The organism is Halopenitus salinus (assembly GCF_042662125.1).
GTDB classification, from domain to species: Archaea; Halobacteriota; Halobacteria; order Halobacteriales; family Haloferacaceae; genus Halopenitus; species Halopenitus salinus.
The window spans coordinates 288,883-311,825 of the sequence record NZ_JBHSXL010000006.1 but is presented as its reverse complement, the minus strand read 5'-3'; the positions used below and the strand labels follow the sequence as shown (position 1 = coordinate 311,825).

The window sequence follows — 22,943 nt, the reverse complement described above, 5'->3', positions numbered from 1 at the left end:
ATGTGGTGTGGTGAGTGGTGTGGTGAGTGATGTGGGTACGTCCGGTGTGGACGTTCCGGGAAACCCCCCATCGTGTGCCTTTGACCCGCGTCGCCCGCACTCGGTTCGAGGGGAGGGGAGAGAATAAATCCCCCTCGCCGTTTTGACCGTGTAAACCGTTTATGACCGTTTATACTGCCGGTTTGGCCGTAAACGATCGCCGTGGCGAACGGTCGAACGGAGCGATCTCCAGGGGCCGAACGGGGAGGCTCCCGAGGACGGGCCGACCGTCACTCCGCACGCGCGACGAGGTCGGCGGCGACCGACCCGGCCCGCTCCATCACCGCGTCGGCGTCGAGCGTGGTGACCTCCCGATCGCGCATGAGGACCGATCCGTCACAGACCGTGTGGCGCACGTCCGAACCCCTCACCGCGTACGCGAGGTGTGAGACCAGGTCGTGGGCGGGCGTGAGGTGCGGGGACTCCAGGTCGACGACGATCAGATCGGCCGCGGCGCCGGCCTCGATCCGGCCGCCGGGAACTCCGATCGCCTCGGCGCCACCGCTCGTCGCCATCTCGACGACCGCCGGCGCGGGGACGGCCGAGGCGTCCGCGGCGGCGAGCTTTCCGACCATCGCGGCGTCGCGCATCTCGTCGAAGAGGTCGAGGTCGTTGTTCGAGGCGGCGCCGTCGGTCCCGATCCCGACCGTCACCCCGGCCTCCCGCAGCCGCTGGACCGGCGCGATGCCCGAGGCGAGCTTCATGTTCGAGGCCGGACAGTGGACGACCGCGGTCCCACGCTCGGCCAGTCGGGCGATCTCCGAGTCGTCGAGGTGGACGCCGTGTGCGAGGAAGCTCGAGGGGCCGAGCACGCCCCGGTCGTCGGCATACTCGATGGGCCGGATCCCGCGTTCGGAGACGATCGGGTCGACCTCGCTTTCGGTCTCGTTGGCGTGGAGGTGGACCGGCAGGTCGTGGGCGGCGGCCAGGTCGGCGGCCTCCTCGAGGATGGACTCCTCGACGGTCGTCAGCGAGTGGGGCATCACGGCCGTGTGGATCCGACCGTCGGCGGCACCGTCGTAGGTCGTCGCGAACTCGACTCCGTCCTCCAGGTCGGCGCGGGCCTCCTCGTGGTCCTTCCCGACCGTGACGATGCCGCGGCCGAGACGCGCGCGGACGCCGGCGCGCTCGACCACGTCGGCCACGCGGTCCATCGCGAAGTACATGTCCGCGAAGGCGGTCGTTCCAGAGCGGATCATCTCGAGCACGCCCAGCTCGGCGCCCGCCTCGATGTCGTCGTCGGTGAGCTCCTCCTCCACCGGCCAGATGTCCTCGCGAAGCCACGCGTCGAGGGGCTTGTCGTCGGCGTAGCCGCGAAGGAGGGTCATCGAGACGTGGGTGTGGGCGTTCACGAGGCCGGGCATGACCAGCCCGCCCGAGGCGTCGAGGACCTCGTCCCCCTCGAGGTCGGGGCCGATCGCCTCGATCGTTCCCGCGTCGGCGTCGATCAACACGTCGTCGGTCGTCACGCGGCCGTCGGGGCGCAGCACCCGACCGTCGGTCACCGCAAGCGTGTGCATACGCGGGCCTCGAGCGTCCGGCGTCGTAACTCCACCGAAGCCGCGAGAGTCACATCGGATCGGGGGCGATCCCGCGGCTCGAGTGGGTAGCGATCCGACGGCCCGAACCGAGGGCGGTCCTCAGCGCTCCGCGCAGTACTCGACGAAGTTCCGGAGAATGCGAAGCCCCGTCTCCCCGCTCTTTTCGGGGTGGAACTGGGTGCCGAAGACGTTCCCCGCGTCGTTGGCGACGATCGCCGGGAACTCGACGCCGTGGTCGCTCGTGGCGACGACGGCGTTCGCGTCGTCGGGCTCGGCGTAATAGGAGTGGACGAAGTAGGCATATCGCCCGTCGATCCCCTCGGCGATCGGGTGGGATCGCTCCACGGAGAGGTCGTTCCACCCCATGTGGGGGACCTTCTCGTCGACGTCGAACCGGACGTTTCGTCCGGGGATCAGATCCAGGCCGCGGACCTCGCCCTGTCCGGCGTGATCGGCCTCCTCGCTCGAGGTGAGAAGCATCTGCATCCCGAGACAGATGCCGAAGAGCGGCCGGCCGGCCTCGGCGTGGTCGACGAGCGCCTCGCGGTAGGGGCCGGCGTTCTCCATCCCCTCGCGGAACGCGCCCACGCCGGGCAGGACGACGCCGTCGGCGTCGGCGAACGTCTCCGGGTCGTCTGAGATCGTCACCGACGCGCCCGCGCGTTCGAGCCCGCGCGTCGCGGACCGCAGGTTTCCGAGGCCGTAATCGACGATCACGACATCGGCCAGCACCTCGTCGGGTGGCTCGGGAATGCCCATACGCGTTCTGGGCGGGCCGCCGTCAAGTCGGTTTCCCTCCCGATCGCGGAGGCGGGCGGGTCCAGCGAACCGGGACGCTCCGGATGAGGGATCGGGGCGCTTCGATCGTCCTCAAAACTCCCCGAGTCGCGACTGGCCGTCCGGTCCGGACGAGGCGCCGGGTTCCCCGCCCCCGTTCCCGTCTCCGGCCTCGTCCGACCTTCCGGCTCCGATCCCGGCGATCCGGGCGGCCTCGCCGATCGCCTCGAAGAAGCCGTCGCGCTGGCTCCGGTCGTAAAGCGTCGCCGCGGGGTGGACGGACAACAGCACGCGCCGGGAGGCGCCGCCGATCCGCTCGTCGACCACGGAACCGGCCTCCGAGGTGATCGCCACCTCGCGCTCGAGGAGGTGCTGGCTGGGGACCTTCCCGAGGGTAACGATCAACTCGGGATCGAGGCGATCGATCTCGGCGTCCAGGTGTCCCCGGCAGTTCGACAGCTCCTCGGCGGAGGGATCACGGTTGTCGGGCGGACGACACCGCACGCAGTTCGTGATGCGGACGTCCGCACGGGCGATCCCCGCCTCCCGAAGCGCCTCGTCGAGAACGTCGCCGGACCGGCCGACGAACGGTTTCCCCTGCTCGTCCTCGTCGGCGCCCGGGGCCTCCCCGACGAAGGCGAGGGCGGCGTCGGTCGGCCCGGATCCGTTCACGATCCGCGAGCGCGACTCGACGAGCGCCGGACAGCGCGTGCACTCCTCGACGCACAGATCGTCGCCGAGCCCGCCGTTCGGAGCGCTCGAGCTGTCGTCCGGAGCGCTCGAGCCGCCGTCCGAAACGACCCTTCCCTCGTCGTGGACCATACCGATCCGGCGGCCGCGGGGGACAAAAAGCCGATCGGGTCGAGAAGCGATCGGGAGGGGGTTCGAACGCTCCCGTCATCCGGAATCGCCGGCGAACCGCCGGAACGCTCTGGCCGCCCGCTTTGCGACTCGAACCGGCTCGGGGCGGTCGGCGCCGTCGATCGTCAACCGCCGGACGATCTCCTCGGCCCGATCCGGTTCGACGCCGACGGCGCGCACGAAGCGATCCGGACCGTCCTCACTCGAGGAGGTCGACACCCGACGTCGCTCCGGAAGCGATCGATAGATCGACTGCCGTTCCCGGCCCTCCTCGCCGTCGAACGCCTCCCGGATCGCGGACTCGAGTCCCGGACTCGGTTCGTAGGAGACGGAGAGAACGGGTCGGTCGACGGCGCGGTGGACCGCACGGAGGTCGACGACGTTGAACCACGCGGGGGCGATCCCGGCGATCACGAGCCGGCGAACGTCCTCGCGATCGAGCGTTTCGAAGAGGTCGATCGTCGCCGCGGTCGCGTCGGTTCCGCCGACGGTGCAGGTAGCGCCGACCAGGTCGTCGACGCGACCGTCCGCGCGAACGAGCGCGCCGCCGAGCCGGCTGCGCTCGGGGCCGTCGCTGAACGCGATCCCGAGCGAGCGGCTACCGGGTTTCACTCCCCGTGGTCCTTGATGTCCTGGAGCCGATCCAACAGCTCGTCGTTGGACGCGCCGATCTCGTATTCCACCCGTCCCTGGTGGTCGTTCTCGGCGGTGCGGACCCCGTCGTCGTCCTCGAAGTCGGCGTCCAGGTCCTGATTCTCCTGTTCGGATTCATCGTAGCTCCCGAAGCCCATACGTGTGAATATTGTCGATCGAACGTCAAAAAACTACTGCCGGAACGGGCCGCGAACCCCCGGCTCACCCGCCGTCGCTGATCGAGGCGAACCGGAAGTCCGCCGAGCGATCCTCGAACCGCGAGAGTGCGAAGGGATCGCCGGGGAACGGCGGATCGGTTCCCTCGATCCGGTGTCGGATCAGCGTCGCGGCGACGGGCGCGGTCATGATCCCCCGACCGTGAAAGCCCGTTGCGACGGCCAGCCCGTCCGGTCCCGCCGCCGGCCGGTCGACGATCGGTCGGGTGTCCGGCGTCGCGGCGTCGACGCCGGCCCAGTCGTCGACGATCCGGACGGGATCGGGGTCCGCGAGCAGGCCGGAACCGATCTCCGAGGCGTGCTCGCGGAACGCCCCGTCGGCCGATCGGCTCGCCGCCGCGGGATCGTCGACCGCGGCGGAACGGCCACCGACGAGCAGTTCGTCCTCGCCCATCGGCCGGAAGTAGACGTCGGGACCGGGAAGCCACCCCATCGAGACGTCCCGACCGCGAAGCGCCGGCGAGCGGATCACCACGCACTGGGTCCGATAGGGGCGGATCGGTATCGGGAGGTCGGGCGCGAGCAATTCCCGGGTTCGCCAACCCGCCGCGGCGACGACGGTCGAACAGTCGATGGCTCCGTGATCGGTTTCGACGCCGATCACGGAACCGGAATCGGCTCCGCCATCGGTTCCGCCCACGGGTTCGGTTCCATCCCCGCCATTATCCCCTTCCCCGTCGACGCGGATCCCGGTGACGGTCACTCCCGTCTCGACGCGTGCCCCCGACTCCTCGGCGTCGGCGCGCAGGGCGTCCGCGAGTTCGGCGGGATCGAGGTAGCCGGCGTTCGCGAACCGAACCGCGCCGGCGTACCCGGACATGTCCAGGGCGGGCCACCGCCGCTCGACCGCGTCGGGCGACTCGAATGCGACGTCCAGCCCGCCGTTTGCGACCTCGTTTCGGAGCCGGTCGACGCGCGCCCTCGCCGCCTCCTCGCGGTCCGGCGAGACGGGCTCGACGCTCGGCGCCTCGACGTACTCGATGGCGCCCGTCGCGTCGTACCGATCGAAGAACGCGTTCGCGTGGGCCGCGATCCCGGGGTAGTCCGGATACGACGGCGACATCGTCACCTCGCCGGCGGCACGCCCCGTGGCGCCCGCGGCGATCCGATCGCGCTCGAGGAGGAGGACCCGCCGGTCGACGGCGAGTTCACGGGCGATCGCACAGCCGATGACGCCGCCGCCGACCACGACGACTTCGGGCGATACGTCCCGCGCGAGCCGTCGTTCGCTCACTCGACGTCGATCCGGTGGCCGCCGTCGTCGGCGACCCGCTTCGAGAACTCGATCGTCAACACGCCGTTGTTGTAGGTCGCCGACGCCGAGTCCTCCTCGACGTCGGCAGGCAGGCGGACCCGACGGGAGACCGACCGCTCGCGCCGCTCGCGTCGGTGGTACTGGACGTCGTCCTCGTCGCGCTCGTCGGCGTACTCCTCGGACCGCTCGGCCGCGATCGTGAGGGTTCGATCCGAGAGGGTGACGTCTATCCCCTCGCGGTCGTATCCGGGGAGGTCCGCGGTCACCGTCACCGTCTCGTCGGTCTCGGCGACGTCGACGCTGAATCCGCCGCCGAGTCCGGTCTCGATGTCGCCGCCGATCTGCTCGAACTCGCGGCTCATGCGGTCGAAGAGCTGTTCGATCTCCTCGAAGGGGTCCCGTCGTGGCATGGGTACCGATAGGTCCGCGATCGACTTGAACGTTGTCGGGACGGGGGCGATCGCGTGGCGTGTGTCGTCCCGGGCTACGATGTGTCGTCTCGATTCACACGACGTGCGTCGTATCGTAGGACCCGAGCACGCGCACCCAGCCGTTCTCCGCGATCCCCTCGAGCGTCTCGAGTGCGGCCTGGGTCCGCGGCTCGTAGAGTCCGGCCTCGATGTCGAAGTGGAACAGGTAGTCGCCGAGGCGGTTGCCGCTCGGACGCGATTCGACCCGCGAGAGGTTGACGTCGCGGTCGGCGAACGCCTCGAGCATCTCCAGGAGGAGCCCGGGGTAGTTGGCGTCCGGATAGACGATCAGGGTCGTCTTGCCGCCCGCCCTCGAGCGCTCCGTGGCCGGCGCGATGACGAGGAACCGCGTCGCGTTCGAGGACCGGTCCTGGATGTCCTCCGCGAGGACGCGGAGGGTCGTCCCCTCGCCGTCGATCGGCTCGGCGTTGTCGGGGTGGCCGATCCCGGCGACGCTGGCGTCCGAGCGCGCGCGCTCGACGCCGCGTGCCGTCGAGGCGACCGCCTCCTGGTCGACGTCGGGGTACTCGCGCTCGAGGTAGGTCCGACACTGCGCGAGCGCCTGCGAGTGGCTTGCGACCACGTCGAAGTCCTCGGCCTGCGCGAGCAGGGCGTGTCGGATCGGGGTGACGATCTCCTCGACGACGGCGACCTCCTCGTCCGCGAGGGCGTCGAGGCTCTCCGTCACCGACCCCTCGATGCTGTTCTCGATTGGCACGACGCCGCGGTCGAACTCCCCCGAGGAGACCGACTCGACGATCGCCGTGACCGACTCGCGAAACGCCACGTCATCGGCGACGGCCCGGGCGGCCCGGTGTGAGTAGGTGCCGGCGGGGCCGAGCGTGACAACGTTCATCGTCCGCGATTGCCGGCCGGCGCCCAAAAGCGTGCCGGAGGCGCGCGCTCGTCGCCCTCGACGACGAACCTTTATAAATCAATACGTCGACGTGTACACCGTTGATGACCGATCCGAAGGACACGATCACCATCGAGAACGTCGTCGCGTCGACGGGGATCGGCCAGGAGCTGGACCTCGAGAGCGTGGCGATGGATCTGGCGGGCGCCGACTACGACCCCGAACAGTTCCCCGGACTCGTCTATCGCACGAAATCCCCGAAGTCGGCCGCGCTCATCTTCCGGTCGGGGAAGATCGTCTGTACGGGCGCGAACTCCACGGACGCGGTCCACGAGAGCCTGAACATGGTCTTCGACGAGCTTCGAGCCCTCGAGATCCCGGTCGAGGAGGACCCGGAGATCACGGTTCAAAACATCGTTACCTCCGCGGACCTCGGCGAGGACCTCAACCTCAACGCGATCGCGATCGGGCTGGGACTCGAACACATCGAGTACGAGCCCGAGCAGTTCCCCGGACTCGTCTATCGCCTCGACGACCCGGACGTCGTCGCCCTCCTCTTCGGCTCGGGCAAGCTCGTCATCACCGGCGGGAAGGAGCCCGCCGACGCGGCCGCCGCCGTCGACGTCATCGTCGAGCGTCTCGAGGAACTCGGACTGCTTTGAGCGACCACGAGTGCGTCGCCTGCCTCCCGTCGGACCCACGACGCTTTAGCCCTCGACGGACAACGCGTACGTGATGCTCCTCCAGTCGGGGTCCGGCTCCATCGCGGTTCTCTTTACGATCGTGTTCTTCGCGTTCGGGCTGTCGGTCACGGCACACCTCGCCGCCAGAAACGTCCTCGGGGACGTCGACCCGAAGCGGGCCCTCCTCGTCGGCCCGCTTCCGGCGGTCGTCGGCGTCGTCGGCGGGGCGTTCTCGCTTCCGGCCGCGCTTTCGGTCCCGGTCGCGATCCTGCTGGACGCGGCCGCCATTCACCGCGCCTACGGTCAGCCGCCGCGGGGCACCGCGCTCATCACGTTCATCCACTTCGTGATCACGGTGTTGGTGACCGTGGTCGTCGTCGGCGTGGCGATCCTGATCGCCAGCCGGCCGACGTGACCGACTCGACCGCCGAACCCGCAGCGGGGCACTGATCGAACCCCGCACCCCGGGTGTAGGTTTATACTGCTTGACGCGCCACGTTCGTCCATGCGTCCCCTCTCGCGGGCCCGGACCGTCGTCTGGAACGACGACGAACGGCGCCTACGCCTCCCGATCCGGCTGGTCCTCACGGTCGTGGTCTTCGGCCTCCTCGCGGGCGCGACCATGCTGGGTATCGGCGCGCTCGGCGTGTCGCTCCCGGAGGGCGCGACGGCGCTCGCGCTCACCGGCCTCGGAAGCCTCGCGATCGTGACCGTCGGCTGTGCTGTCGTCGCTCGAACGATCGACCGGAGGCGGTTCGACGACTACGGGCTCCGGATCGACCGCGAGTGGTGGATCGACTGCGGGTTCGGACTCGCGCTCGGCGCCCTCCTTCAGGCGGCGATCTTCCTCGTCGGGTGGGCCGCCGGCTGGTACGTCCCGAGCGGCACGTTCGTCTCGACGGGGGGCTTCGCGGGCGCGTTCGCGGGCGTTCTCGCTCTGTTCCTCGCGGTCGGGATCTACGAGGAGCTGTTGATCCGCGGCTGGCTCCTCTCGAACCTCGCGGAGGGACTGCGATTCGCCGGGGACCGCCTCGCCGTCGGCGTCGCCGTGGCCGTCTCCTCGGGCGTCTTCGGCGTCCTCCATGCGACGAACCCGAACGCGACGGCCCTCTCGACGGCGATCATCGGCCTGGCCGGCGTGTTCCTCGCGCTCGGCTACGTCCTCACCGGCGAGCTCGCGATCCCGATCGGGATACACGTCACGTGGAACTTCGCGCAGGGGGCGGTCTTCGGGTTCAGCGTCTCGGGGATCTCGATCCCCGCGACCGTGATCGAGACGCAGGTGGTCGGCCCCGCGGTCCTCTCGGGCGGGCGGTTCGGCCCCGAGGGCGGGGTGCTCGGGCTCTGTGGCATCCTCGTCGGCTGTGTGGCGATCGCGTGGTGGGTCGATCGCCGGACCGGGGGGCTCCGGATCCATCCGTCCGTGCTGGCGCCCGATACGGTGACCGACGCGAGCGGCTCCGGGACCGACGCCGATCCGAACGCGGAAGCGTGAGGATGTCGCCTCGGAAGGCGCCCCGAGCTACTCCACGAGCCGCTCGATCTCCGTGACGAGGATCCCGGTCGCGCCGACCGCCTTGAGGTCGGTGATCGTCGAGAAGACGTCGCCCTCGTCGACGACGGCGTGGACGGCGACCATCCCGTCGCCGTTCTCGTCGGCCTCGACGTCCATCACGGTCGGCCCGCCGAGTCCGGGCAGGACGTCCTTGACGTCTGGCAGCTTCGCCGTCGGCGCGTTCATCATCAGGTAGCGTTTGTCCTCGGCCGCGAGCACGGACTCGAGCGCGGTCATCACCTCCCGTACCTTCCCGTCCTCGACCACGTCGGAACGGGCGAACAGCCGCACCGAGGACTCGAGCACCTCGTCGATCACCGCGAGGCGGTTGACCTTCAGGGTGGTCCCCGTCGAGGTGATGTCGACGATCGCGTCGGCCATCTCGACGTGTGGGGTCAGTTCGGTGGCTCCGGTGACGGTGACGATCTCGGCGTCAACGCCGACCGTCTCGAAGTACGACCGGGTGATTCCCGGGAACTCGGTGGCGACGGTCCGTCCCTCGAGGTCGGCCACCGATCCGATCTCGCCGTCCTCGGGCGCCGCGAGAACGAGCCGGCAGGTTCCGTATCCGAGATCGAGGAGGTCGACGAGGGGCGTGTCCTCCGTGCCGCCCGCTCCGTCACCGTCTGTGTCCTCCTCCGACTCGCCCGTCGAGCCGGCGGCCGCGGCGCGTTCGACGACCGCTCCGGACTCCACGGCCTGGTCGAGGCCCGTGATCCCCAGATCGGCCGCGCCGTCGCGGACGTACTCCGGGATGTCCGCCGCGCGCGCAAAGAGGATGGAGACGTCCGGATCGACGGTGTCGGCGTACAGCTGTCTGTCGGCCGTCCGTTCGAGGTGGAGACCGGCGCGTTCCAACAGCTCGATCGTCGGCTCGTGGAGACGCCCCTTGTTGGGCACGGCGATTCGCATACCGGGACATCGCGGGGCGGGTGGAAACAGTTTTCGTCCGCCGCCGATCGCCTCACTCGTCGCCGGATCGGTCGTCGTCGTCCACGCTTCGCTCGCCACCACGCTCGACGGTTACCACGTGAACGTCGTCGGGATCGAACCCGACCGTCACGTCCCCCGCGATCGGATCCCGGGTTCGCGCGAGGAGTTCCCGGCCGTTCCACGCGAGGTGGACCCGGGTCGTCTCCCCGAGGAACTCGGCGCTCTCCGCGGTCGCTTTGAGTCGGTTGTCGGGCGCGTCGTGGATCGTTCCGTCCGCGTCGATCCGCAGCGCCTCCGGCCTCACGCAGACGGTGACCCGATCCCCGGAGCGGATCGATCGGCGTCCGGGATCCACGCGGACGGTCTCGCCGCCGATCTCGACCGGAACCGAAGGGGTTTCGGCAGGGTCGCTCGACCGGAGCGCGGTCCCCGAGAACACGTTGTTGTCGCCGACGAACTCGGCCACGAAGCGCGTCTCCGGCCGCCGATAGACGGCCTGGGGCGTGTTGACCTGTTCGAGGTGTCCCCCGTTCATGACCGCCACGCGGTCTGAGATCGCGAGCGCCTCCTCCTGGTCGTGGGTCACGTAGATGGTGGTGATGTCGAGCTCGCGCTGGATCGACCGCACCTGGAGCCGGAGGCGCTCGCGGAGCTTCGCGTCGAGGGCGCTCATCGGCTCGTCGAGAAGCAGGACGTCGGGCCCCGGCGCCAGGGCGCGGGCGAGCGCGACGCGCTGTCGTTGACCGCCCGAGAGTTCGTCGGGGTCCCGATCGGTCGCCTCCGGGAGATCGACCAGATCGAGCAGCTCCGCGACGCGTTCGGTCTCGGAGACGTCACCCGGCGGGTCGGAGAACCGAAGCCCGTAGGCCACGTTCTCGCCGACGGTCATGTGCGGAAACAGCGCGTAGTTCTGGAGGACGACGCCAACCTCGCGCTCCTCGGGCGGGACGCCCGACACGTCCCGGTCGCCGAACCGAACCGTACCGGCCGACGGCTCCTCGAAGCCCGCGATCAGCCGGAGCGTGGTCGTCTTCCCGCAGCCGGAGGGGCCGACGAGCGTGAAGAACTCGCCGCGAGGGACCCGTATCGACACCTCGTCGACGGCGGTCGTGTCGCCGTACCGACGCGAGACGGCCTCCAGTTCGACGGCGATCGGCGGGGAACTCTCAGATCCCACCGCCGTCACCCCCGAGCCGGTCGATCACGAGGAAGCTGGCGGCGGTGACGAACAGGAGAACGACGCCCATCGCGGTCGCGGGGCCGAGCCGCCGGCCGATGAACCGCTCCATCGCGACCGGCATCGTGTACTGGTCGGTCCCGGTCGCGAGCACGACGGTGGCCGAGAACTCGCCGACGGAGATCGCGAACGCGAACGCCGCGCCCGCGACGATCCCCGGCCAGACGAGGGGGAGTTCGACGTCCACGAGCGCGCGGATCCGGGAGGCCCCGAGCGCCCGTGCGGACTCGACGAGCGAGCGGTCGAGCGACTCGAGGCCGGGTGCGACGGTCCGAACCACGAACGGGTAGCCGGCCACGGCGTGTGCGGCGACGATCGCGACGGCGCCGCCGACGGCGATCCGCGTCCCGGCGACCTCCGCTCCGAAGACGAGCCCGCGGAGCAGCCCGAGCCCGACGACGATCCCGGAGACCGCGAGCGGCGCCATCGCCACGGCGTCGACGACCTTTCGGCCGCGGTACCCGCGGGTGCTGGAGACGGCGACGATCACGCCCATCGGCAACGCGACCGCGAGGGCGGCGAGCCCGAAGAGGAGCGAGTTTCGGATCGCGTCCCACGGCCGCACCTGAAACGCCGCCCCGGTCCGCTGCCGCTCGAGGAGGAACCGGTAGTGGTCGAGCGTGATCCCGCCGGGGTCGGTCACGCTGGCGAGGAGCATGCTCGCGATCGGCGCGAGGAAGACGATCCCGGCGAGCAGGACGTAGATTCCGAGTCCGGACCGGAGGAGGAGTTCCCTCGCCGAGCCGGTCGGCGGTCGGAGTGGGCGACGCGGAAGCGGGCGGATGCCCCGCGATCGGACCGTGTGTGCCGCCTCGTACCGGAGGTAGGCGTAGAGGATCGAAAGCGAGATGCCCAACTCGAGGAGCGCGAGCGCGGCGGCCTCCGTGTACTCGAGGTCGCGGACGAGCCGGTAGACGAACACCTCGACGGTCGCGAGCTCGAACCCCCCGAGCGCGAGCACGATGGGGAAGCTTCCGAACGTGAACACGAAGGCCAGCGCGGCCCCCGACAGCACCGCCGGATACAGCTGCGGCGCGACCACGTCGAGGAAGGCGCGGAAGGGGCTCGCACCGAGGCTTCTCGCGGTCTCGACCGCGCTCGCGTCGACCGACTCCCAGGCCGCGGTGGTGACGCGGGCGACGAGGGGCGCGTTGTAGAACGCGTGGGCGATCACGATGGCCTCGAGCGTGTAGAGCAGCTCGAGGCGGGGCAGTCCCACGGCGGCAAGCGCGGCGTTCAGCGTCCCCGTTCGCCCGAACGTGGCGACGAACCCCGTCGCGACCATGATCGACGGAAGCACGAAGGGGAGGATGGTGACGGAACGCAGCGCGCGTCGTCCGGGAAACTCGAAGCGGGCCAGCAGGTAGGCCCCCGGAAGCCCGAGCGCGACGCTCGCGCTCGTCGAGAGCGCGGCCTGATAGGCGGTGAACCCGACGATCCCGAGGTGTCGATCGGGTCCGAGGAGATCCCGGGCGGCCGCGACCGGGGACTCGCCCGTGAGGACCCGAGCGAGGTCCCCGAAGTAGAACGGATCGCGGAGGATCTCGAGGAACGCCGACGCCGTGACCCTCCCGTCGACGACGAGCGCCTCGACGAACACGGTCGCGACGGGGTAGTAGAACACGACGAGGAGAACGAGGACCGTGACCGCGGCGAGGACCGCGATCGCTCGCCGCTCGAGGCCGGCACGAACGCGGGCGAACGCAGTACGGAACCGCTCCAAACCGGCGTCGAACGACCCGTTTTCGTCGCGGGGTCGCTCATCGCGCGATCGGCCGCGGTCGGATCGGTCGCTCACCGTGGGCCCTCCCGATCTTCGGGGGCCGACGCGTCAGTTGCCACCGGCGAACTGGCGTTCCCAGGCGTCGACCCAGCCATCGAGCGACCCTTGTAGCTCCTCGTAGGTGAAGGTGACCGGTTCCGGCGGCTCCTTGGCGAGGTCGGCGTAGTCGTCGGGCAACTCGGCGTCGTCGGTCGCCGGGAACTGGACGTTTCGCTGGGCGATCTGGCCCTGCACCGCCGGGCGCAGGACGAAGGACATGAACTGCCTGGCGAGGTCGGGATCGGCGGCCTCCGAAAAGACCGCCATCCCCTCGGGGTTCGCGTAGCCCTGGTCGTTCAAAAACCGGATCTGGTGTTCATCGAGGTCGGCGCCGCTGTCGGCGGCGAACACCTGGTCCGTGGAGTAGGAGACGACCATCGGCGCCTCGCCGCCCGTCCAGGCGTCGTAGGCGTCGCTCCAGGAGCCGAGCACCCGCACGTCGTTCGCCTGGAGGTCCGCCCAGAAATCGAGGTAGTCGTACTCGCCCTCGTCGCCGAACTCGTGGACCGTGTGCAACAGGAACGCCCGGCCCGTGTCGCCGGAGGGCGTCTGGGCGATCAGGTCGCCGCGGTGTTCCTCCTCGAGGAGCCCCTCGAACGTCTCCGGCGCCTCGGTCTCGGTGCCGTCGTAGACCAGGCTGATGTAGCCCGTGTCGTATGGGATCGCCCGATCCGCGGGATCGAACTCGAGGCCCGACTTGACGGCTTCCGTCCCCTCGACGTCGCCCGCCTCGGCGAACAGATCGCCGTCGACGTTCTCGTCCACGCGGACCAGGTCGTCGGGGTTCACCCCGAGATAGAGGTCGGCCTCGACGTCGACGCCGGCGTTGTGCCGTTCGATGTAGTAGTTGAGGTCGTTCGGCGGCGTCTGCCAGACCAGCTCGGCGTCGAACTCCGACTCGAAGGCCTCCTTGAGCCACGCGCCCGGGCTCGTCGAGGGGGCGTCGATGAAGGCGCTGTAGGTCCCCACGACGAGGGTCCGCTCCCCGGGCGTCGAGGGCGTCCCGGTCACGTTTCCGTTCCCGCCGGCGTCGGGCGGCCGCTCCGTTTCGTCGGTCGATCCGTTTCCGTCCTCCGGGTCGGAACCCGAACACCCCGCGAGCCCCGCCGTCGCGGCGCCCGCGGCGGCCAGAAACGCGCGACGATCGAGGACGTCGCCGGCTCCGTGTTCGGCACGGCGGTCGGTCATTACCCGGTTGTTTCCGTCGGTGATACATAAACCGCGTGGCTCGGATCGGCGACGCTGAACGGGTGTGGTGTCGGGTTTCGGGTCGATCCTCGGCTGCGGAGTCTCGAGGCGACGCTTCGACGTCGGGTTTCCGACCGACACGGCTATCCGTCCCGCCCGCGAACCGAAGCGACGATGTCGGAGTCAACACGACGCGAGCTGCTCGCGGGCGCCGCGGCGGTCGGAACCGTGGGGCTCGCGGGCTGTCTGGGGGGACGCGACGGCGAGGTACCGCCGCCGGAGGTGACCGACGACCGCATCGAGGACTGGGAGCTCGTCGACGAGTCGAGCAGCACCATCCTCGAGGAGGAGGTCGGTCCGGTCACGGTCACCGCGCTCGAACACACGCGCGCATACGAACACCGTGGGGTCGCGGAGGCCGCCGCCGAGACGTTCGACTCGGACGGCTCGCCGGTCGTGTTCTTCGCCACGCGGGTCGACCTGCGGCCCGCGATCGACCAGCTCCCGCTCGGCGTCGGCCGGGACCGGGTGATGTCGCAGGTGGTGACGGCCGCGGACCAGGCGTTCCGTAGCCAGCTGTCGAGCGCCGGCCTCGAGGACGTCGAGCGGACGAACGAGGGGACCATGGACATCGCGACCGGCCACGAGGCGACCGCCTACACCTACCGCGGGTCGTTCGCCGCGACCTCGACGATCGACACCGGCTTCGGCGGAACGGAGGAGATCTCCGGAACCATCCAGATGGAGGGACGCCTCGCGGTCTGGCACGACGGGACCGACGTCCTGATCGCCGGCGGCGCCTATCCGGTCGAACGGATGACGGCCGCGATCGACGAGGGGCTCCCCGAGGGAGCGCCCGACGCGGAGGAGCTCGTCGACTCGGAGGCGCTTTCGGCCGACCCGGCGACATACGAGGAGGACGTCGAGGCGCTCATCGTCTCCGTGGAGTAGGCGACGACGGTCGCCGACTCCGGCGAGTAATCGTCGTCGGTTGCCGGCCGTCCGGCGTGGGGTCATCGCCGCCGATCCTTATTACCCCTCGGCACCCAGGGAGGGACGATGCCACAGCGACGGCACGTCCTGGGCGGGCTATTCGTGCTCGTTACGGCCGTGGCCATGGCCCTCCTGTGGACGGTCGCGGCGACCGTCTTCTTCGCCATCACCGTCGCGTACGTGCTCTCGCCGGTCCGTCGATGGGTCCGCCGACACGGCGCCTCGCGGCGGATCGCCTCGTTCGTTGCGACCATCGTCGGGTTCGTCGGCACCCTCCTCCTTTTCGCGCCCATCGGAGTCGTGTTGTTCCTCCGACTTGACGCCGTGATCGCGTTTCTCAACGAGGCGCCGGAGACCATTCCCATCGAGATCGGCGGCTGGTCGACGACCCTCGTCACCCAGGACGTGATCGCCGAGGCGGGCGACTGGCTCGTCGACGTGGCGACCGCGATCGCCGCCCAGATGCCCGTGTTGTTGATCAAGTTCGCGCTGTTCAGCTTCGTGGTCTACTCGATGCTTTACTACGAACAGCGAACGCGAAAGGCGCTCATCGCGCTCGTCCCGCCCTCCTACCGCGGGCTGGCCGACGCCCTCCACCGCCGCGCACGGCGAACCCTCTACGGGATCTACGTCGTCCAGGCGGCGACGGGCGTCGGGACGTTCCTTATCGCGATTCCGGTCCTCGTCGCCTTCGGGTACCCCTCGCCCGTCGCGCTCGCGGCGGTCGCCGGGATCCTCCAGTTCATCCCCGTGTTGGGCCCGAGCGTACTGATCGTGGCCCTGGCCGGCACCCACGTCGTGGCCGGCGAGCCGATCCTGGCGGTCGCGATCCTCGTGATCGGCGGACTCGTGATCGGCTGGGTTCCGGATCTGGTGATCCGCACGCGGCTCGCCGCCGAGACGGCGGACCTCGCGGCGAGCCTCTATTTCATCGGCTTCGTCGGCGGCGTGCTCACGGTCGGACCAATCGGGGTGATCGCCGGACCGCTCGTCGTCGCGCTCGTCTCCGAGCTCGCCGCCCAGCTCTCCGAGGAGTTCAATCGGCTCCCCGTGAGCGAGCGATCGTGACTCGGATCCGGCGTCGCTGAGTGCGCTGCACGCGGGAACCATCCGGGACGAGCTGATCGGGAGCCGACCGCCAACCGACGGGTATTCCCGCGCGCGCGAGCAACCGAGGGGTATACGATGAGCAAGGAATACATCGAGGTCCGGGGTGCCGAGGAGCACAACCTCTCGGACCTCGACGTCCGGATCCCGCGCGAGGAGTTCACGGTCGTCACCGGGCTCTCCGGGTCGGGCAAGTCGTCCCTGGCCTTCGAGACGGTCTACGCCGAGGGCCAGAGACGTTACATCGAGTCGCTTTCGGCGTACGCCCGGAACTTCCTCGGCCAGATGGACAAACCCCAGGTCGAGAGCGTCGAGGGGCTCTCGCCGGCGATCTCGATCGACCAGAAGAACGCCGCCAACAACCCCCGATCGACGGTCGGAACGGTCACGGAGCTCCACGACTACCTCCGCCTGCTGTACGCCCGCATCGGAAACCCGCACTGTCCCGAATGCGGCCACGAGGTCGGCGAGCAGTCCGCCCAGCAGATGGTCCGTCGGATCATGGAGCTTCCGGAGGGGACGAAAGCGGAGATCGCGGCGCCGGTCGTCCGCGACCAGAAGGGCGCCTTCGAGGACCTGTTCGAGGATCTCACCTCGCGGGGATACGCCCGCGTCGAGGTCGACGACGAGCGGTACGACCTCTCGTTCGACGACCCCGAGCTCGACGAGAACTACGATCACACGATCGACGTGATCGTCGACCGGATCGAGGTCTCCGAGGACGAACGTTCGCGGATCACCGACTCGGTCGAGACCGCCCTCGAGGAGGCCGGCGGCGTCCTCAAGGTGATCGTCCCCGATCCCCCCGCCGGTGCGGCCGACGATCTCGGCGGGTCGACGGCACGCTCGACGGGTGACCTGGCGGGAACGGCCGACGATGAGAAGTCGGACGACGACCCGGCGAACGGGGAGTCGAACGGCGCCGACCGGCTCGTCGTCGAGTTCTCCGAGGACCTCGCGTGCAGCCGCTGTCACATCGACTTCTCGGAGATCGAGACCCGGTCGTTCTCGTTCAACTCGCCCCACGGCGCCTGTCCCGAGTGTGAGGGGATCGGATCGACGAAGGAGGTCGACGAGGACCTCGTCGTCGAGGATCCCTCGAAGCCGATCAAGGACGTCTTCGAGGCGTGGTCGTACAACCGGTCGTACTACCGCACCCGGATCGACTCGGTCACGGCGCACTTCGGCGTCTCGGTCGAGACGCCCTTCGAGGATCTCGATCCGGACGTCCGCGAGCAGTTCCTCTACGGCACCGACGAGCAGGTCGTCTTCGAGCGGAAAACGAAGAACGGCGTTCGACGCAAGGAGAAGCGGTTCGAGGGCGTCATCCCGAACCTCCAGCGACGACACGTCGAAACCGAGTCGCAGTCGACCCGCGAGCACATCGAGGACTACATGGCCGTGACGACCTGTCCGGCCTGCGAGGGAACGCGCTTGAAGCCGCAGTCGCGCTCCGTGCTCGTCGACGACACGCCGATCACGGCGGTCAATCGGATGTCGATCGGCGAGGCCCGCGAGCACTTCGAGGGGATGGAGGCGACCCTCTCCGAGCGCGACCGGACCATCGCCGAGGAGATCCTCAAGGAGATCCGCGCCCGCCTCGGCTTCATGGAGGAGGTCGGCCTGGAGTACCTCACCCTCGACCGGGAGGCGTCGACCCTCTCGGGCGGCGAGAGCCAGCGGATCCGGCTCGCGACCCAGGTGGGATCGGGGCTGGTCGGCGTCCTGTACGTCCTCGACGAGCCGTCGATCGGGCTCCACCAGCGCGACAACGACCGGCTGTTGAACACCCTCGAGGGGCTTCGCGACCTGGGCAACACCCTGCTCGTGGTCGAACACGACGAGGAGACGATGCGCCGGGCGGACTCGATCATCGACATGGGACCCGGCCCGGGCAAGCGCGGCGGCGAGGTCGTCGCACAGGGCGACTTCGAGGCCATCTGCGAGGCGGAGGAGTCGGTCACCGGCGACTACCTGTCGGGGCGAAAGGCGGTTCCCGTCCCGGACGATCGACGCGAGCGCGACGGCGAGATCGTCGTCCGCGGCGCGCGCCAGCACAACCTCGACGACGTGGACGTCTCGCTCCCCCTCGGCGTCTTCACGGCGATCACGGGCGTCTCGGGCTCCGGCAAGTCCACCCTGATGCACGACGTCCTCTACAAGGGACTCGCCCGCGAGATGAACGACAACACCTCCGTCGATCCGGGCGACCACGACGCCATCGAGGGGATCGAGGAGATCGAGACGGTCCGGCTCATCGACCAGTCGCCGATCGGCCGTACGCCCCGCTCGAACCCCGCGACGTACACGAACGTCTTCGACGACATCCGCGAGCTGTTCGCGGAGACGAAGCTCGCGAACCGGCGCGGCTACGAGAAGGGTCGATTCTCCTTCAACGTCAAGGGCGGCCGGTGTGAGGAGTGCGGCGGGCAGGGCACGGTCACCATCGAGATGAACTTCCTCTCGGACGTCCACGTCCCCTGCGAGGAGTGCGGCGGCGACCGATACAACGACGAGACGCTGGAGGTGACCTACCGGGGCAAGACCATCGCCGACGTCCTCGAGATGAGCGTCGCGGAGGCCCACGAGTTCTTCGAGAGCCACGACGGCATCCGACGGCGCCTGCAGCTGCTTCGCGACGTCGGGCTCGGATACATGCGGCTCGGACAGCCCTCGACGACGCTTTCGGGCGGCGAGGCCCAGCGGGTCAAGCTGGCCGAGGAGCTCGGCAAGCGGGACGCCGGCGACACGCTCTACCTCCTCGACGAGCCGACGACCGGGCTCCACAAGGAGGACGAGCGCAAGCTGATCGACGTCCTCCACCGGCTCGTCGACAACGGAAACAGCGTCGTCGTCATCGAACACGAACTCGACCTCGTGAAGAACGCGGACCACGTGATCGACCTCGGACCGGAGGGCGGAGACGGCGGCGGGGAGCTCGTCGCGGCCGGCACTCCGGAGGCAGTCGCCGGGACCGAGGACTCACACACCGGCCGATACCTCCGTGACATGCTGCCCGCGGTCGACGCCGAGGGGCCCCGAAGCGACCGGCGAAAGCCGGCGACGGCGGACGACGACTGATCGCGATCGGAGTCTTGACCCCGCCCGGTGTACACGAATCGCCGCCCTCGACCACCGGCTCCGGGAGAACCGTTTTCACTGACGGCCTCCCGGATCCGGCATGGACGAGCCAGCGGAACCGGACGCGATCGACCGCGTGGCCGAACGGGCGCCCCTGCTTTCGGAATGTGGCGAGCGGTTCCGCGAGCGCGAGCCCTTCGCTGGCCTCACCGTCGGCGTCTCGGCACCGATCACCCCCCACACCGGCCTGTTCGTCGAGACGGTGGCCGCCGGCGACGCCGCGGCGGTGCTCGTGACCGGCGAGGCGGGGACGACCCACGGCGACGTCGTCGAGCGGCTGGCGACCCACCCGCGGATTCGAGTGCGCTCCGCTCCGGGGGACGACGAGGGAACGCTTCGGGAGGAACGCCACGAGCTGCTTTCGGCCGAGCCCGATCTGATCGCCGACGACGGCGCCAACCTCATCGAGCCGCTCTGTGAGGAGCGCCCGGCGATCGCCCGCGGCGTTCGCGGCGCCTGCGAGCAGACGACCGGCGGGATCACCCGGATTCGGGCGCTCGCCGAGCGGGAGGCCGTTCCGTTTCCGATCTACGACGTCAACGGCGCGCCGATGAAGCGGCACTTCGACAACGTCCACGGCACCGCGGAGAGCTCTATCTCGGCGATCGCGAGCCTGACGAACGCCCTCGTCGCGGGCTCGAAGGCGGCGGTGATCGGCTACGGTCACTGTGGAGGCGGGATCGCGGACAAGCTTCGGGCGCTCGGGGCGCGAACGACCGTCGCCGAGATCGATCCCCGGGCCGCGCTTCGCGCGCTCGCCGACGGACACGACGTCGCGCCGGCGGCGGAGGCGGTTCAGGACGCGTCGCTCGTGATCACGGCGACCGGCCGACCCGACGTCCTCGGCCGCGAGACCTTCGAGGCGATGGCCGACGGGGCCGTCCTCGCGTCGATCGGAAGCGAGATCGAGATCGACGTCGACGCGCTCGCGGAGCTGGCGCTCGATCGCACGCGGCCGGAGCCCGGGGTCGAGCGATTCCGTCTGCCGGACGGGCGGACGATCCGGCTGCTCGCGGACGGACGGGTCGTCAACCTCGCGTCCCCGGAGGGCGCCGGAAACCCGATCGAGGTGATGGACGCGACCTTCGCGGTGATGGCGCGAAGCCTGGAGACGCTGGCCGAGGGCGTCGATCTCGCTCCGGGGCTCCACCCGGTCCCCGAGCGGCTCGATCGGGAGATCGCCCGCCGAAAACTGGCCGCGATGGACGTGACGATCGATGGACGGACGAGGTGAGGGAAGGCCTACTCGGCGTCCGCCCGTTCCGTCACGTCGATGAACGACGCCGGCGGCGCCAGGTCGCGACGCCCGCCGAGGGTTATCACGAAGAGGACGCCGACGCCGACGACGTAGGCCGCCAACACCGGGATCGTCACGAGGAACATCGTCACGATGTCGGCCGGCGTGAACGCGGCGGCGAAGGTCAACGCCGCGATGGTCACCTCCCGCCATCGGGTCCGGAAGGCCGCATACGGGATCCCCGCGGAGTTCATGATAACCATCATCACGGGGATGTCGGCGAGGACGCCGATCCCGAGCGTCGTGTAGATGATGAGCCAGAGGAAGTCGTTGATCCGGTAGGTGATCACCATCCGGGCGTCGAGCGCGTCGGTGACGAGATACGAGATGATCCCGGGCGCGATGTACGCGTACCCGAGCGCGAATCCGCCGACCAGTCCCACGGTGAGCGCGCCGACCCACGCGAAGATACGCCGCCGGTGGCCCCGGACGATCCCGCGATCCCGAAGTGCCGGCCAGGCGTAGTAGGCCACGACGGGAAGCGTGAGGAGGAGGCCGACGAGCACCGAGAACTTCACCATGAAGATGAGCGCCTCGACCGGATGGAGGGTGATCACCGTCACCTGGCCGGCGTCCAGCTGATCGGGGACCCGATCGAGGAAGTCGGCGCGAACCCCGCCGAGCCCGCCGAGGTACAGCCAGGTAAACGTCACGCCCATCACGGCGATGAACCACGCGACGATCCGGAACGACCGGGACCGCAGCGAGTCGAAGATGAACTTCAGGTCCGTGTAGTAGCCGCCGATGTCCTCCTCGTCGGTGTCCTCGGCGAAATCGTCGATGAACGTCGTGCTCGCGCGCGAGGCCCGGTCGGTGACGTTTCCGATCACGCCGCCATCCCCACCGCCTCCCCCGCTTACGCCCCCGTCCCCGCCGGAGTCCGTCGAACCGTCGGTCGACCCCGAAACGTCGAGGTCGTCGTGGAGGGCCGGGTGGGTGGTGTCGTCCGATCTGGGATCGTCCGCGGTCTCCGCGTCCCCTCCGGCATCGTCTGTTGTCCCATCGTCCGGTGTCCCGGCGTCGTCCGTCTCCGTGTCGTCCGTCGCGTCCGCCGCGTCGAACCGGTCGAGGACCGCGCGTGCGGTTTCGGGGTCGTCCTCGTCTATCGCCTCGCCCGCGATGGCAAGCGCCTCCTCCTCGCTCAGGGCCTCGAAGGCCTCCTCGGGCGCCGCACGAACGCCGGCGGCGTCGAGTTCGCGCAGGTCGATCGCGGTCGGGTCGCCGTATCGGGCGCCGGCGGCGGTCGCATCGAGGTTCCGGTAGATGGCGCCCAGGAGCGCGAGGAGGAAGAAGACCGCGGCTACGATCGTCGCGTACAGTCCGAGCACGACGGCGGGATCGAGGCCTCCCACGCCCCCGGGCGGAGAGATGCGTCGCGAGCTCCCGGCCAGCGCTATCAGATCGTTCGCCGCCTCGCGGCCGCCGTATTCGTAGAAAGCGTAGACGATCGCGGCGCCGAGGACCGTTGCGCCGGCGACGAGGTTCCAGTGTCCGCGAGCGGAGGCGACGGGGTCGATCCGGTCCGAGGAGCGTTTCGCCGTGACCACGACCTTCGCGAGATAGAGGCTGAACCCGTAGAGGGCCGTGAGCGGGACCGCCCACATGATCTGGGTGAACGGATCCGGCGGCGAGAACATCGCGCCGAAGACGAAGATGCCCACGACCGCGTGGCGCCACTTCTCCCGGAAGGTCTCATAGGAGACGATCTCGGCGTAGGAGAGCCCGGTGATCAAAAGCGGCATCTGCCCGGCGAGCCCGAAGGAGATTGACAAAAAGACGATGAACTCCGTCCACATCACGATCGAGTAGCTCGGGTTGAAGCCGGCGTCGAGCCCGAACTCCGCGAGGAACGCGAACATCACGGGGAAGAAGACGAAGTAGCCGTAGGAGAGCCCGGCGAGGAACAGGGCGGTGGCGAGGAGGCCGATCGCCGCGATCTTCCAGCGCGGGATCGGCGACTGCGGCCACATCCCGCGTTCTCGAAGGCCGTCGCGGGCGAAGTAGACGAGGACGGGGAACGCGACGACGGCGCCGACGACCATCCCGATCTTCGCCTGCAGGAGGATCACCTCGAAGGGGGTCTGTGCGATGATCTCCAGCTCCGATTCGACGTCGACGGGCATGTTCGCGGCGGTGATGCCCTTGAGCGCGTCCCAGATGTACACCCGAAGCGCGTAGAAGGTCGCGATAAAGGCGATGAGGAAGACGACGAAGACCTTCTGGAGGTCCTTTTGGACCGACCGGAGGATCGCCGCCGCCGAGTCGCGACCCGCCGAAAGCGCCTGCTGGGTGTCCTCGTCGAGCGCGCTAGCCATACCG

The 22,943-nt window shown here is 69.5% G+C and carries 20 protein-coding genes; 7 read left to right on the top strand and 13 right to left on the bottom strand.

Going from position 1 to position 22,943, the window contains the following annotated elements; all coding sequences use genetic code 11:
* Window positions 1–269: 269 nt before the first annotated feature.
* The 8 genes from ACFQE9_RS07775 to pheA all read right to left on the bottom strand — a co-directional run bounded on the left by ACFQE9_RS07775 (window position 270) and on the right by pheA (window position 6,668).
* A complete protein-coding gene (locus ACFQE9_RS07775; RefSeq protein WP_379742818.1) occupies window positions 270–1,559 on the bottom strand; it encodes an amidohydrolase in 1,290 nt (429 codons plus the stop codon).
* Between the two features lie 120 nt (window positions 1,560–1,679).
* Window positions 1,680–2,339, bottom strand: a complete 660-nt coding sequence (gene hisH, locus ACFQE9_RS07770) for an imidazole glycerol phosphate synthase subunit HisH (RefSeq protein ID WP_379742815.1) — start codon at window positions 2,337–2,339, stop codon at window positions 1,680–1,682.
* 111 nt (window positions 2,340–2,450) lie between these two features.
* Window positions 2,451–3,179, bottom strand: a complete 729-nt coding sequence (locus ACFQE9_RS07765) for a uracil-DNA glycosylase (RefSeq protein ID WP_379742812.1) — start codon at window positions 3,177–3,179, stop codon at window positions 2,451–2,453.
* A 75-nt stretch (window positions 3,180–3,254) separates the two neighbouring features.
* Complete coding sequence (locus ACFQE9_RS07760) at window positions 3,255–3,830, bottom strand: endonuclease dU (protein WP_379742809.1); 576 nt, start codon at window positions 3,828–3,830, stop codon at window positions 3,255–3,257.
* Window positions 3,827–4,009: a DUF5786 family protein gene (locus tag ACFQE9_RS07755; protein ID WP_379742806.1), complete on the bottom strand. Its 183-nt coding sequence runs from the start codon at window positions 4,007–4,009 to the stop codon at window positions 3,827–3,829. The genes ACFQE9_RS07760 and ACFQE9_RS07755 overlap by 4 nt, the downstream gene beginning before the upstream one ends.
* A 64-nt stretch (window positions 4,010–4,073) precedes the next feature.
* The gene (locus ACFQE9_RS07750; protein WP_379742803.1) at window positions 4,074–5,321 is read right to left on the bottom strand and encodes an NAD(P)/FAD-dependent oxidoreductase; all 1,248 of its coding nucleotides are present in this window, start codon (window positions 5,319–5,321) and stop codon (window positions 4,074–4,076) included.
* Complete coding sequence (locus ACFQE9_RS07745) at window positions 5,318–5,752, bottom strand: Hsp20/alpha crystallin family protein (protein WP_379742800.1); 435 nt, start codon at window positions 5,750–5,752, stop codon at window positions 5,318–5,320. The genes ACFQE9_RS07750 and ACFQE9_RS07745 overlap by 4 nt, the downstream gene beginning before the upstream one ends.
* A 94-nt stretch (window positions 5,753–5,846) precedes the next feature.
* Complete coding sequence (gene pheA / locus ACFQE9_RS07740; RefSeq protein ID WP_379742798.1) at window positions 5,847–6,668, bottom strand: prephenate dehydratase; 822 nt, start codon at window positions 6,666–6,668, stop codon at window positions 5,847–5,849.
* A gap of 104 nt (window positions 6,669–6,772) precedes the next feature.
* Between pheA and ACFQE9_RS07735 the strand changes: the two genes are divergently transcribed.
* The 3 genes from ACFQE9_RS07735 (at window position 6,773) to ACFQE9_RS07725 (ending at window position 8,846) form a co-directional block, all read left to right on the top strand.
* Window positions 6,773–7,330 carry a TATA-box-binding protein gene (locus ACFQE9_RS07735; RefSeq protein ID WP_379742795.1) on the top strand — a complete coding sequence of 186 codons (558 nt, stop codon included), beginning with the start codon at window positions 6,773–6,775 and terminating at the stop codon, window positions 7,328–7,330.
* Window positions 7,331–7,403: 73 nt separating this feature from the next.
* Complete coding sequence (locus ACFQE9_RS07730; RefSeq protein WP_379742792.1) at window positions 7,404–7,766, top strand: DUF7473 family protein; 363 nt, start codon at window positions 7,404–7,406, stop codon at window positions 7,764–7,766.
* Between the two features lie 90 nt (window positions 7,767–7,856).
* Window positions 7,857–8,846: a CPBP family intramembrane glutamic endopeptidase gene (locus tag ACFQE9_RS07725; RefSeq protein WP_379742789.1), complete on the top strand. Its 990-nt coding sequence runs from the start codon at window positions 7,857–7,859 to the stop codon at window positions 8,844–8,846.
* A 27-nt stretch (window positions 8,847–8,873) separates the two neighbouring features.
* On the opposite strand, the gene hisG is transcribed toward ACFQE9_RS07725, so the two are convergent.
* The 4 genes from hisG to ACFQE9_RS07705 all read right to left on the bottom strand — a co-directional run bounded on the left by hisG (window position 8,874) and on the right by ACFQE9_RS07705 (window position 14,086).
* Window positions 8,874–9,818 (bottom strand): ATP phosphoribosyltransferase, encoded by a 945-nt coding sequence (gene hisG / locus ACFQE9_RS07720; protein ID WP_379742786.1) that lies wholly within the window; start codon window positions 9,816–9,818, stop codon window positions 8,874–8,876.
* 52 nt (window positions 9,819–9,870) lie between these two features.
* Window positions 9,871–11,016, bottom strand: coding sequence for an ABC transporter ATP-binding protein (locus ACFQE9_RS07715; RefSeq protein ID WP_379742783.1), 1,146 nt, complete (start codon window positions 11,014–11,016; stop codon window positions 9,871–9,873).
* Window positions 11,006–12,799: an ABC transporter permease gene (locus ACFQE9_RS07710; RefSeq protein ID WP_379743071.1), complete on the bottom strand. Its 1,794-nt coding sequence runs from the start codon at window positions 12,797–12,799 to the stop codon at window positions 11,006–11,008. Before ACFQE9_RS07710 ends, ACFQE9_RS07715 begins: the two co-directional genes overlap by 11 nt.
* Window positions 12,800–12,907: 108 nt before the next feature.
* Entirely contained in the window at window positions 12,908–14,086 is a 1,179-nt protein-coding gene (locus ACFQE9_RS07705; RefSeq protein ID WP_379742780.1) for a thiamine ABC transporter substrate-binding protein, read from the bottom strand.
* 174 nt (window positions 14,087–14,260) lie between these two features.
* On the opposite strand from ACFQE9_RS07705, the gene ACFQE9_RS07700 reads away from it, so the two are divergent.
* The 4 genes from ACFQE9_RS07700 (at window position 14,261) to ACFQE9_RS07685 (ending at window position 20,561) form a co-directional block, all read left to right on the top strand.
* A complete protein-coding gene (locus tag ACFQE9_RS07700) occupies window positions 14,261–15,037 on the top strand; it encodes a DUF6517 family protein (RefSeq protein ID WP_379742777.1) in 777 nt (258 codons plus the stop codon).
* 108 nt (window positions 15,038–15,145) lie between these two features.
* Entirely contained in the window at window positions 15,146–16,147 is a 1,002-nt protein-coding gene (locus tag ACFQE9_RS07695; RefSeq protein WP_379742774.1) for an AI-2E family transporter, read from the top strand.
* A 117-nt stretch (window positions 16,148–16,264) separates the two neighbouring features.
* A complete protein-coding gene (gene uvrA, locus ACFQE9_RS07690; RefSeq protein ID WP_379742771.1) occupies window positions 16,265–19,267 on the top strand; it encodes an excinuclease ABC subunit UvrA in 3,003 nt (1,000 codons plus the stop codon).
* A 100-nt stretch (window positions 19,268–19,367) separates the two neighbouring features.
* Window positions 19,368–20,561: an adenosylhomocysteinase gene (locus ACFQE9_RS07685; protein WP_379742768.1), complete on the top strand. Its 1,194-nt coding sequence runs from the start codon at window positions 19,368–19,370 to the stop codon at window positions 20,559–20,561.
* Between the two features lie 8 nt (window positions 20,562–20,569).
* Here the strand turns inward: ACFQE9_RS07685 and ACFQE9_RS07680 are convergent, their stop codons facing one another.
* On the bottom strand, window positions 20,570–22,939 hold the full coding sequence (locus ACFQE9_RS07680; RefSeq protein ID WP_379742765.1) for a twin-arginine translocase subunit TatC: 2,370 nt from the start codon (window positions 22,937–22,939) through the stop codon (window positions 20,570–20,572).
* Window positions 22,940–22,943: the final 4 nt, after the last annotated feature.

Coding starts and splice junctions, on each gene's coding strand:
- ACFQE9_RS07775 (WP_379742818.1), bottom strand. CDS start 1,559: ATGCACACGCTTGCGGTGACCGACGGTCGGGTGCTGCGCCCCGACGGC.
- hisH (WP_379742815.1), bottom strand. CDS start 2,339: ATGGGCATTCCCGAGCCACCCGACGAGGTGCTGGCCGATGTCGTGATC.
- ACFQE9_RS07765 (WP_379742812.1), bottom strand. CDS start 3,179: ATGGTCCACGACGAGGGAAGGGTCGTTTCGGACGGCGGCTCGAGCGCT.
- ACFQE9_RS07755 (WP_379742806.1), bottom strand. CDS start 4,009: ATGGGCTTCGGGAGCTACGATGAATCCGAACAGGAGAATCAGGACCTG.
- ACFQE9_RS07745 (WP_379742800.1), bottom strand. CDS start 5,752: ATGCCACGACGGGACCCCTTCGAGGAGATCGAACAGCTCTTCGACCGC.
- pheA (WP_379742798.1), bottom strand. CDS start 6,668: ATGAACGTTGTCACGCTCGGCCCCGCCGGCACCTACTCACACCGGGCC.
- ACFQE9_RS07735 (WP_379742795.1), top strand. CDS start 6,773: ATGACCGATCCGAAGGACACGATCACCATCGAGAACGTCGTCGCGTCG.
- ACFQE9_RS07730 (WP_379742792.1), top strand. CDS start 7,404: ATGCTCCTCCAGTCGGGGTCCGGCTCCATCGCGGTTCTCTTTACGATC.
- ACFQE9_RS07725 (WP_379742789.1), top strand. CDS start 7,857: ATGCGTCCCCTCTCGCGGGCCCGGACCGTCGTCTGGAACGACGACGAA.
- hisG (WP_379742786.1), bottom strand. CDS start 9,818: ATGCGAATCGCCGTGCCCAACAAGGGGCGTCTCCACGAGCCGACGATC.
- ACFQE9_RS07705 (WP_379742780.1), bottom strand. CDS start 14,086: ATGACCGACCGCCGTGCCGAACACGGAGCCGGCGACGTCCTCGATCGT.
- ACFQE9_RS07700 (WP_379742777.1), top strand. CDS start 14,261: ATGTCGGAGTCAACACGACGCGAGCTGCTCGCGGGCGCCGCGGCGGTC.
- ACFQE9_RS07695 (WP_379742774.1), top strand. CDS start 15,146: ATGCCACAGCGACGGCACGTCCTGGGCGGGCTATTCGTGCTCGTTACG.
- uvrA (WP_379742771.1), top strand. CDS start 16,265: ATGAGCAAGGAATACATCGAGGTCCGGGGTGCCGAGGAGCACAACCTC.
- ACFQE9_RS07685 (WP_379742768.1), top strand. CDS start 19,368: ATGGACGAGCCAGCGGAACCGGACGCGATCGACCGCGTGGCCGAACGG.
- ACFQE9_RS07680 (WP_379742765.1), bottom strand. CDS start 22,939: ATGGCTAGCGCGCTCGACGAGGACACCCAGCAGGCGCTTTCGGCGGGT.